This window comes from Pseudomonas sp. NY15364 (genome assembly GCF_048068235.1).
Taxonomy (GTDB): Bacteria; Pseudomonadota; Gammaproteobacteria; order Pseudomonadales; family Pseudomonadaceae; genus Aquipseudomonas; species Aquipseudomonas mendocina_D.
On record NZ_JBLUPX010000038.1, the window covers coordinates 23,417 to 33,547 of the forward strand.

Genomic DNA, 10,131 nt, shown 5'->3' on the forward strand with positions numbered 1-10,131 from the left:
TGAATTCGGTAAGGCGCTCAGCTCTTCTCGAGCGCCCAGAGGTCGCTCTCGATGCTCTCGAACCTGTCTTTCAGGTACGCCTGCACATCGAGAATCGCCTTGTTGTAATAGTGCGGCGCCAGCTCGCGAGTGATCTGGTCGAGGACTTCCTGTACTTCGAAGGTGCCCAGCTGCAGCTCGAAACGCTCGTCGAGAAAGCGCTGCAGCATCAGCAGCGCGGCCTGTTCCTGGGCAGGATCGAGCGCGAGACTGGGGACCTTACTGCGGGCCATTACCAGCGACCATCCCAGGCGGCGAAGTTCTGCAGCAGTTGCAGTCCATGGGTATGGCTCTTCTCCGGGTGGAACTGCACGGCGAAGCGCGAACCTTCGGCCAGCGCCGCGGCGAAGTCCTTGCCATAGTGACCGCGACCGACCACCTGCTGCGGCTTGAGGGCTTCGATGTAATAGCTGTGCACGAAGTAGAAGCGCGCGTGGTCGGGAATGTCGTGCCAGAGCGGATGCTTGACCGCCTGCGCCACTTCGTTCCAGCCCATGTGCGGCACCTTCAGGCGCTCACCGTCCTCGCTCAGATCCTTGCCGAAGAAGCGCACCTGACCGGGGAACAGACCGATGCAATCGACGCCGTCGTTCTCCTCGCTGCGCTCGAGCAGCGCCTGCATGCCGACGCAGATGCCGAGGAACGGACGGTCGGCACTGACTTCACGCACCAGCTCATCGAAGCCCAGGCGCTTGATCTCGGCCATGCAGTCGCGGATCGCGCCGACACCGGGGAATACCACGCGGTCCGCTTCGCGGATCACCTTGGCATCCGAGGTCACCAGCACACGGCCAGCGCCGACATGCTCCAGCGCCTTGGCCACCGAGTGCAGGTTGCCCATGCCATAGTCGATTACGGCTACCGTCTGCATTTACAGGCAGCCCTTGGTCGACGGCATCTGCCCGGCCATGCGCGGGTCCAGCTCGACAGCCATGCGCAGCGCGCGGCCGAAGGCCTTGAACACGGTCTCGATCTGGTGGTGGGTGTTGTGCCCACGCAGGTTGTCGATGTGCAGGCTGACCAGGGCATGGTTGACGAAGCCCTGGAAGAACTCCTGGAACAGGTCGACATCGAAGTTACCGACCACCGCGCGGGTGAACGGCACGTGCATCTGCAGGCCCGGACGCCCGGAGAAGTCGATCACCACGCGCGACAGCGCTTCGTCCAGCGGCACGTAGGAATGGCCGTAACGGGTCATGCCCTTCTTGTCGCCAATGGCCTTGGTAAAAGCCTGGCCGAGGGTAATGCCGACGTCTTCGACGGTGTGGTGATCGTCGATATGCAGATCGCCCTTGCACTCGATATCGAGGTCGATCAGACCATGACGGGCGATCTGGTCGAGCATGTGCTCGAGAAAAGGCACACCAATGTCAAACTTGGCCTTGCCGGTGCCATCCAGGTTGATCGAGACCTTGACCTGGGTCTCCAGGGTATTGCGCTCGACGAATGCCGTACGTTCGGCCATCACCAGCTCCACGAATTACTAACGGAAAAAGGCCCGCATTATAGGCGTGCCGGGGCGGCAACGGCTACCGGCGATGGTCGGACGGACAGAAACGAAAAAGCCCGCGCAGGCCCCAGGCCTGCGCGGGCTTTTCACAAGCACGACGTTACTGGAACAGCACGACGGTCTTCTGCAGGGTGATCCACACACCCCAAGCCAGCGGAATGCCCACCACCAGCCAGGCAGCGACTGCCACCGGCTTGCTCGACGGGTCAGCCGACCACTCCAGCTCGCTCGCTGCCGGTGTCGATTTCTCGCCATGGGCGCGTTCGGCGGCCAGCTCGGCCTCGGTCATGAAGTACTTCGGCGCCACCGGACGCACCAGGGCGTTGCAGATAAAGCCCAGCACCAGCAGGCCGGCGAGGATGTACAGGGTGATGTCATAGGCCGCGGCCTTCTCCACACCGATGCTCAACTGGTATTCGCGCAGGTAGTTGACCAGCACCGGACCGAGCACACCAGCCACCGCCCAGGCGGTCAGCAGGCGACCGTGGATCGCACCGACCATCTGCGTGCCGAACAGGTCGGCCAGGTAAGCCGGCACGGTGGCGAAACCGCCGCCGTACATCGACAGGATGATGCAGAACGCCAGCACGAACAGCGCCAGGCTGCCCAGGTGACCCAACATCGGTACAGCGGCGTAGAGCGCGAAGCCCAGGCCGAAGAACACGAAGTACGTGCCCTTGCGCCCGATGAAGTCCGAGCAGGAGGCCCAGAAGAAGCGGCCGCCGATGTTGAACAGACTGAGCAGACCGGTGAAGCCGGCGGCAATCGCGGCGATCTCGGCCAGTTGCGCGGCGTTCAGTTCGTTGAATGCCAGGTCGATACCGATCAGCTTGCCGGCGAAGACTTCCTGCAGCAGCGGCGAAGCCATGCCGATGATGCCGATACCGGCCGACACGTTCAGGCACAGCACAGCCCAGACCAGCCAGAACTGCGGAGTCTTCCACGCAGTATTAACGTGCACGTGACCCTTGGTGATCATCGCGTTGTTGGCCTTGGCTGCCGGCGCGGTCCAGCCTGCCGGCTTCCAGCCGGTGGGCGGTACGCGGTAGGACAGCGCGCCGCCCATCATGAAGATGAAGTAGATCACCGCCATGACCACGAAGCTCTGCCACACGCCAACACCTTCAGCCGAGGCGAAGTGATTCATCAGGATTGCCGCCAGCGGTGCACCGACCATCGCACCACCGCCGAAGCCCATGATCGCCATGCCGGTGGCCATACCGCGCTTATCCGGGAACCACTTGATCAGGGTCGAAACCGGCGAGATGTAACCCAGGCCGAGACCGATACCACCGATTACCCCCGAGCCCAGCCATAGCAGCCAGATCTGATGGGTATAGATACCCAGCGCGGAAATCAGCAGACCGCCGCACCAGCACAGCGCGGAAACCACACCCGCCTTGCGCGGGCCAGCGTGCTCCAGCCAGCCACCCCAGATGGCAGCCGAGCAGCCGAGGAAAACGAAGAACAGGGTGTAGATCCAGCCGAGCATGGAGATCTGCCAGTCGCAGTTGCTGGCGAAGATCTGCTCGAAGAAGCCCATTTCCGGGGCACAAGCCGTGGCAGCGGTGATACCGACCGCCTTGGATAGCGGCAGCCAGAATACCGAGAAGCCGTAGGCCATACCGATACACAGGTGAATGGCGAGAGCGGCTGGCGGAACCAGCCAACGGTTGAAACCGGGGCGCGCGATGATGCTTTCCTTGGACAGGAATGCCGGCTTCGCAGCAGCACCATCCAATGCAAAGGCGTCAGTCATAGGTAGGTCTCTTCTTATGGTTACGAGCAAGCAATGGCAATAGCGCCAGCTCGCCGAGGTAAAAGCTTGCGGAGAGTAGCACCGGGGCGCGACAAATCGCCGCGCAAGAAGTCAATTTTTATCAATTCATGCAGATTTTTTGCTTTTTACGCAAAAACTCAAAAGACCTCATCTATTGCGTGATAGATGGCGTCGATACCACTGCCAATCCGCGGCACGGCGCAGCTGCGGGGAACCGCTCGAACCTATTCCGATCCAAGCTCGAGCCGATCCCTGTTCAGCGCCTCAAGCAGGCGCCTGGACATGGCGGCATGACGCTATAATCGGCAGTCTTCTGCACACCGCCATTCCAGCTCTCGAAACCAAGGACCCGTCCATGAAAGCGTTAGGCAAGATCCTGGGCCTTTTCTTTCTCGGCTTGCTGCTGATCATAGTGGCGCTGCTGTTCGCTCTGACTCATCTGTTCGATCCCAACGACTACAAGGACGAGATCCGCCAGATCGCCCGCGACAAGGCCAACCTCGAGCTGCAGCTCAGGGGCGACATCGGCTGGAGCCTGTTCCCCTGGCTGGGCCTGGAGCTGACCGACGCCACCCTGGCCAGCGCCGACACCCCGGACAAACCGTTCGCCGACCTGCGCATGATCGGCCTTTCCGTCCGCGTGATGCCGCTGCTGCGCAAGGAAGTGCAGATGAGCGACATCCGCGTCGACGGCCTCAACCTCAACCTGCAGCGTGACGACAAAGGCCATGGCAACTGGGAAGGCGTTGGCCGCCCGGCCCAGGCCAGTGCGCCACAGCAAACGCCCAGCGAGCCGGCGCCGAGCGAAGAAACGCCGCCAAGCCAGCCGAGTGACAAACCAGCCGGCCAGCCGGTCAAGCTGGATATCGACAGCCTGACCCTGAGCAACTCGCGCATCGACTACAGCGACGCGCAGAAAGGTCAGCAATTCACCGTCGAGAATATCGAGCTGAAAACCGGCGCCATCCGCGAAGGCGCCAGCATCCCGGTCAAGCTCAGCGCCTTCTTCGGCACCAACCAGCCAGTGCTGCGTGCACGCAGCGAGGTTGAAGGCCAGCTGCGCTTCGACCGCGCGCTCAAGCGCTACCAGTTCGAAGACCTGAAACTGGCTGGCGAAGCCTCGGGCGAGCCGCTCAAGGGCAAGACCCTGAATTTCTCCGCCCAGGGCCAACTGCTGGTCGACCTGGCCGCCAACGTCGCCGAGTGGAATGGCCTCAAGCTCTCCGCCAACCAATTGCGCGCCCTTGGCGAAATCAAGGCGCGCGAACTGGACAAGGACGCGAAGATCTCCGGCGGGCTGTCCATCGCCTCGCTCAACCTGCGCGAGTTCCTCGACGGTGTCGGGGTCGAACTGCCGGCTATGCAGGCCAGCGATAGCCTTAGCCAGTTCGAACTGGTCAGCCGCCTCAACGGTTCGAGCAAAGGCATGATGTTCGAAGAGCTCAACCTCAAGCTCGACGGCAGCACCTTCAGCGGCAACCTCGGCGTAAGCGACTTTGCCAAGCAGGCCCTGCGCGCTGACCTCAAGGGTGACAAGCTCGATCTGAACCGTTACCTGCCGCCCAAAACCCAGGACAGCGCCGCAGCCGCACGCAAGGCCGAGGTCAAGGACAGCATCGCCGGCGCCGGCAAGGACGGCTCCACCCCACTGCCCAACAAACCCACCCAACAGGCGTGGAGCGACGAGAAAGTGCTGCCGGTGGACCAGCTGCGCAAGCTCGACCTGCAACTGGCGCTCAGCCTCGCCCAGCTCACCTACGACAAGCATCAGCTCAGCGACGTCAATCTCAAGGCCAATGGCCGTGGCGGTCTGATCACCGTGGAAGAGGCACGCGGCAAACTGCAAGGCGGCAGCTTCGTCAGCAGCGGTCGCATCGACGTGCGCCAGGCCGAGCCGATGCTCAGCCTGGAACAGCGCGTCAGCCGCATGCCGCTGGAACCGCTGCTGAAGAAGGACGATCAGCCTTCGCCGATCAAGGGCCTGCTCGACCTGGATGCCAAGTTCAACACCCGCGGCAACAGCCAGAAGGCCTGGATCGAGGCGCTCAACGGCAATGCCAGCTTCGTCCTCAACGACGGCGTGCTGGTCGACGCCAACCTCGAACAGCAGCTGTGCCGCGGCATCGCCACCCTCAACCGCAAGGCGCTGAGCAACCCGCCGAGCGGCAAGGACACTCCCTTCCGCGAACTCAAGGGCAGCCTCAGCGTGCGCGACGGCGTCGCCCACAACCCGGACCTCAAGGCCCTGGTGCCCGGCCTGGCGGTGAGCGGCAACGGCGACCTCGACCTGCGCGTGCTCGGCCTCGACTACAAGGTCGGCATCACCCTGGAAGGTGACCAGCGCGAAATGCCCGATCCGGCCTGCCAGGTCAACGAGCGCTACGTCGGCATCGAATGGCCGCTGCGTTGCCGCGGCCCGCTGGAACTGGGCGCCAAGGCCTGCCGCCTGGACCAGGACGGCCTCGGCAAGATCGCCGCACGCCTGGCCGGCAACAAGCTGACCGAGAAGCTGGAAGAGAAGCTCGGCGACAAGGTCAGCCCGGATCTGAAAGACGCACTCAAGGGCCTGTTCAACCGATGAGCCCCGAGCAGTTCAACGGCGCCGTGCTGGCCTGGTACGACCAGCACGGGCGCAAGGATCTGCCCTGGCAGCAGAACATCACGCCGTATCGCGTCTGGGTATCGGAAATCATGCTGCAGCAGACCCAGGTCAGCACCGTGCTCGGCTATTTCGATCGCTTCATGGCCGCGCTGCCGACCGTGAAGGACCTGGCCGAAGCGCCGGAAGACGAAGTGCTGCACCTGTGGACCGGCCTGGGTTACTACACCCGCGCGCGCAACCTGCAGAAGACCGCACAGATCGTCATGCGTGAGCACGGTGGCGAGTTCCCGCGCAGCGTAGAGGCGCTCAGCGAACTGCCCGGCATTGGTCGCTCCACCGCCGGCGCCATCGCCAGCCTGAGCATGGGCGTGCGTGCGCCGATCCTCGACGGCAACGTCAAGCGTGTGCTGGCGCGCTACGTGGCGCAGGAGGGCTATCCTGGCGAGCCGAAAGTAGCCAAACAGCTGTGGAATGTCGCCGAGCGCTTCACCCCGCACGAACGGGTCAACCACTACACCCAGGCGATGATGGACCTCGGCGCCACCCTCTGCACACGCAGCAAACCCACCTGCCTACTGTGCCCGGTGCGCAGCGGCTGTCAGGCGCACCTGCTCGGCCTGGAAATCCGCTACCCGGTGTCCAAGCCGCGCAAGGCACTGCCGCAGAAACGCACGCTGATGCCGCTGCTGGTCAACGCTGCCGGTGACATCCTGCTCTATCGCCGCCCCTCCACCGGGCTGTGGGGCGGACTGTGGAGCCTGCCGGAGCTGGACGATCTCGATCAGCTCGCAGACCTCGCCGGGCAACAACAGCTCGAACTCGGCGAACGCCACGAGCTGGAAGGCCTGACCCACACCTTCAGCCACTTCCAACTGGCCATCGAACCCTGGCTGATCGAGGCAACCGAACAGCCAGGCCGCGTGGCCGAGGCCGACTGGCTCTGGTATAACCTCGCCACCCCGCCGCGCCTGGGCCTCGCCGCCCCGGTAAAGAAGCTGCTCAAGCGCGCGGCGCAAGCCATTACCGCTGGAGAACCGATATGACCCGCACCGTACAGTGCCGCAAATACAAACAGGAACTGCCCGGCCTGGATCGCGCGCCCTACCCCGGCCCCAAAGGCGAAGACATCTTCACCAATGTTTCCAAGCAGGCCTGGGACGAGTGGCAAAAGCACCAGACCATGCTGATCAACGAGCGTCGCCTGAACATGATGAACGCCGAAGACCGCAAGTTCCTCCAGGCCGAGATGGACAAGTTCCTCTCCGGCGAGGAATACGCCCAAGCCGAAGGCTACGTACCGCCGAGCGAGTGACGGCAACTGTGGGAGGGGCTTTAGCCGCGACAAGGACTGGTAACTCTGCACACCGGCCGCCGGGCTCTCGATAGCGGTGCGCACGGCGCACCCTACCCCTCACGAACCTAAGCGCCCGAAATAATTAAATATTTTTCAAACCAGCGCTTGACACTGACCCTTCAAATCCGTCTAATAGCGCCCCGTTGGCCCAGGTAGCTCAGTTGGTAGAGCAGGGGATTGAAAATCCCCGTGTCGGCGGTTCGATTCCGTCCCTGGGCACCAAGAATTTCAAGGACTTAGCGCAATGCTAGGTTCAGTTCCTTGCTCCAGAGGTACAGTTTCGGTACATCGCCGATGCTCAGTACTCTGGAGCAACGATGAAAACACTCCCCAAGCATCTCCCCCCAGCTCTACTCGAATCTCACACGCTCAGCTCGTATGACGTTGTTATTCCCTCTGCACATTTGACGCTTGATGGCGCGCTTTTCCGCTGGCATCGCCCACAGGAATTGTTCACCAACTCCCAGCTATTCCCTTCGATGCTGCCAGAAGCCTCCAAAGCGATGCCTGGCCGCTCCCATCAGATCGAGGGATGAAGAAATGGCAACGCTCGCCAAAATTACAGGCAAAAGAGGCACGAAGTACAAAGCCGTCGTACGCCGTAACGGCTACCCCACCGTAAGCAAGACCTTCCGGATCAAGAGGGATGCAGAGAGCTGGGCAAAAGGTGTGGAAGATGAGATGAGTCGTCGCGTCTACATCCACCGCGTAGCCTCGGAAAAAACCACCTTGCGCATGGCAATGGAGCGCTACCTAGCCGAGGTTTCCACCACAAAAAGCGAATCCACCCAGAAGTCAGAGAAAACGAAATCGAAGCCTCTGATTCGGATCCTCGGCTCTTACTCCCTGGCCGCCCTGACGCCAGACGTTATTGCTAGCTACCGCGACAAGCGTCTCAATGAAAACACTCAAGTCAAATCGAACAACCCTGCTACGCCTAAGCGCAAGGTCAGCGCCAGCACCGTACGTCACGAGCTTGCACTGCTAAGCCACCTGTTCACGACAGCAATTCAGGAGTGGCACATTGGCCTGACTCATAACCCAATCACTGGTGTGCGCAAACCCAGTCCTGGCAGAGGGCGAAATCGTCGACTACAGGCAGATGAAGAGGACAGGCTACTGGAAGCAGTTAGAGCCTATCCAAACCCTTTTTTAGGGTGGATCGTAGAACTGGCCCTGGAAAGCGCTATGCGCTTGGGAGAGGCCTCAGGCATCACTGTGGAGCAAGTAGACCTGCAGAGGCGCGTCATCATGCTGCCAGACACCAAGAATGGGGATGTAAGGCTCGTCCCCCTAAGCAAGCGCGCAACGGAAGTCATGCGACTTGCATTGGCCTTCCCCCGCCCCAAGGACACCAATCTCGTATTCTTCGGAGAGCCAGGTCGGGACGACGTGCGTCGTCCTTATATCTTCAACAAGCCCTGGCGAGACATAAAAACACGTCTTGGCATGTCCGACTTTCGGTTTCACGACCTCAGGCACGAAGCCATCAGCCGACTGATTTCTGCAGGGGTCACTGATCAGCAGACAGCAGCGATCAGCGGGCACAGATCCATGCAAATGCTGAAGCGATACACACACCTACGCGGAGAAACGTTGGTCGACATACTTGATCGAATCAAACGCTGAAAGAATGGACATCACAGGGGGCTACGGCCCCCTTTTTTGTCGCAAGAAAGCTCAGCTAGCCAGCGGCAAGACGCTCAAGATGTGCAAGGCGCTCAAGATGCGCAAGGTACGCAGGCTCTCAAGGCCCTCGAGCGAGATGAGGTAGCTACATATTTTTTCGGGTGCTTACCGGTTTTTACCCGTTTTTGTTCACTAGCCACCAGCTATTAGGGGTATTAACACAACGGAGCACCACTATGACCCCACAGGCACAGACCCTCAACGAGACCCTTCAGGCGCGTTACGGTGCAATGATGACAGCGGAAATGCTCGCTGCTGCGCTGCATAGGCCGACCGAGCCATTCAGGCAGTGGCTCAACAAAAGTCCTGAACCCTCTGCGGCGGCGATGCGCAAGGCACGCAAAAAGATCGGGAGACGCATCTACTTCGTCACCGTAGAGGTGGCTGGGATCATTGCCGGCGAAGAGGCATCCGAATGAGCAGCAGGTATCAAGCAGTTCTGACCCCTGCAGCGAACGTAGTACCACAGCCCATCTCATGGCTCTGGGACAAATGGATAGCTCGCGGAAAAATCAGCATCCTAGCCGGGGCAGGCGGATGCGGAAAAACGACTCTAGCCCTATCTCTAGCAGCGATTAACTCTATTGGAGCAGCCTGGCCAGATGGAGCCTCAAGCCGTGGCCCCGGCAAGACGTTTATATGGTCCGCTGAGGATGATATTGAAGACACTCTCACACCCCGCCTAATCGCAGCAGGAGCGGATCTAAACTCGGTTTTTTTCGTCAGCGGACGCCAGAACGAGCATGGCGAACTCCAGCCATTCAACCCAGCCCGAGATTTCTCGCTGCTCCATGAGTGTTGCCGCTGACCGAAAACTGACCCAGTAGAGGCTGTTCTGCCGACTGAAAACTGACCCAGGTGTTCAACTGCTTCTGCTCAATTTTTGAGCAGGAGAACACAGGGTGATCAGTATGGAAATGATGGGCAAAATCCGCCGGATGTATTTCCGCGACAAGCTGTCGCTGCATGAGATAGCCAAGCGCACCGGGTTGGCGCGCAACACGATTCGCAAGTGGGTCAGAGCACCTGAGGCCAAGCCGCCGGTCTACCAACGCCGCGCGATCTTTAACAAACTCAGCCCTTTTCACGCCACGCTAGAGCAGGCGCTAAAAGCCGATTCGCTGCGCCCCAAGCAACAGCGGCGCAGTGCCAAGGCG

The 10,131-nt window shown here is 61.0% G+C and carries 10 protein-coding genes, 1 tRNA gene and 1 pseudogene; 8 read left to right on the top strand and 4 right to left on the bottom strand.

Going from position 1 to position 10,131, the window contains the following annotated elements:
• Nucleotides 1-17 precede the first annotated feature (17 nt).
• The 4 genes from ACNFCJ_RS21560 to ACNFCJ_RS21575 all read right to left on the bottom strand — a co-directional run bounded on the left by ACNFCJ_RS21560 (nt 18) and on the right by ACNFCJ_RS21575 (nt 3,308).
• The gene (locus tag ACNFCJ_RS21560; protein WP_416773550.1) at nt 18-272 is read right to left on the bottom strand and encodes a DUF2164 domain-containing protein; all 255 of its coding nucleotides are present in this window, start codon (nt 270-272) and stop codon (nt 18-20) included.
• Nucleotides 272-910: an imidazole glycerol phosphate synthase subunit HisH gene (hisH, locus tag ACNFCJ_RS21565; RefSeq protein WP_416773552.1), complete on the bottom strand. Its 639-nt coding sequence runs from the start codon at nt 908-910 to the stop codon at nt 272-274. Before hisH ends, ACNFCJ_RS21560 begins: the two co-directional genes overlap by 1 nt.
• On the bottom strand, nt 911-1,504 hold the full coding sequence (gene hisB / locus ACNFCJ_RS21570) for an imidazoleglycerol-phosphate dehydratase HisB (RefSeq protein WP_099526028.1): 594 nt from the start codon (nt 1,502-1,504) through the stop codon (nt 911-913).
• Nucleotides 1,505-1,649: 145 nt separating this feature from the next.
• Nucleotides 1,650-3,308, bottom strand: a complete 1,659-nt coding sequence (locus ACNFCJ_RS21575; protein ID WP_416773554.1) for an OFA family MFS transporter — start codon at nt 3,306-3,308, stop codon at nt 1,650-1,652.
• 376 nt (nt 3,309-3,684) lie between these two features.
• Between ACNFCJ_RS21575 and ACNFCJ_RS21580 the strand changes: the two genes are divergently transcribed.
• From ACNFCJ_RS21580 to ACNFCJ_RS21615, 8 genes and pseudogenes are all read left to right on the top strand, one after another.
• Nucleotides 3,685-5,910: an AsmA family protein gene (locus ACNFCJ_RS21580; RefSeq protein ID WP_416773556.1), complete on the top strand. Its 2,226-nt coding sequence runs from the start codon at nt 3,685-3,687 to the stop codon at nt 5,908-5,910.
• On the top strand, nt 5,907-6,974 hold the full coding sequence (gene mutY / locus ACNFCJ_RS21585) for an A/G-specific adenine glycosylase (protein ID WP_416773558.1): 1,068 nt from the start codon (nt 5,907-5,909) through the stop codon (nt 6,972-6,974). Before ACNFCJ_RS21580 ends, mutY begins: the two co-directional genes overlap by 4 nt.
• A complete protein-coding gene (locus tag ACNFCJ_RS21590) occupies nt 6,971-7,243 on the top strand; it encodes an oxidative damage protection protein (RefSeq protein WP_021490485.1) in 273 nt (90 codons plus the stop codon). Before mutY ends, ACNFCJ_RS21590 begins: the two co-directional genes overlap by 4 nt.
• Nucleotides 7,244-7,431: 188 nt before the next feature.
• Nucleotides 7,432-7,507: transfer RNA gene (locus ACNFCJ_RS21595), tRNA-Phe, on the top strand.
• Between the two features lie 318 nt (nt 7,508-7,825).
• Nucleotides 7,826-8,914 (top strand): tyrosine-type recombinase/integrase, encoded by a 1,089-nt coding sequence (locus tag ACNFCJ_RS21600; protein ID WP_416773559.1) that lies wholly within the window; start codon nt 7,826-7,828, stop codon nt 8,912-8,914.
• 236 nt (nt 8,915-9,150) lie between these two features.
• Nucleotides 9,151-9,393 (top strand): hypothetical protein, encoded by a 243-nt coding sequence (locus tag ACNFCJ_RS21605; protein WP_021490488.1) that lies wholly within the window; start codon nt 9,151-9,153, stop codon nt 9,391-9,393.
• The gene (locus tag ACNFCJ_RS21610; RefSeq protein ID WP_416773560.1) at nt 9,390-9,782 is read left to right on the top strand and encodes an AAA family ATPase; all 393 of its coding nucleotides are present in this window, start codon (nt 9,390-9,392) and stop codon (nt 9,780-9,782) included. Before ACNFCJ_RS21605 ends, ACNFCJ_RS21610 begins: the two co-directional genes overlap by 4 nt.
• 112 nt (nt 9,783-9,894) lie before the next feature.
• Nucleotides 9,895-10,131, top strand: a pseudogene (locus ACNFCJ_RS21615) (IS21 family transposase); the annotation flags it as partial.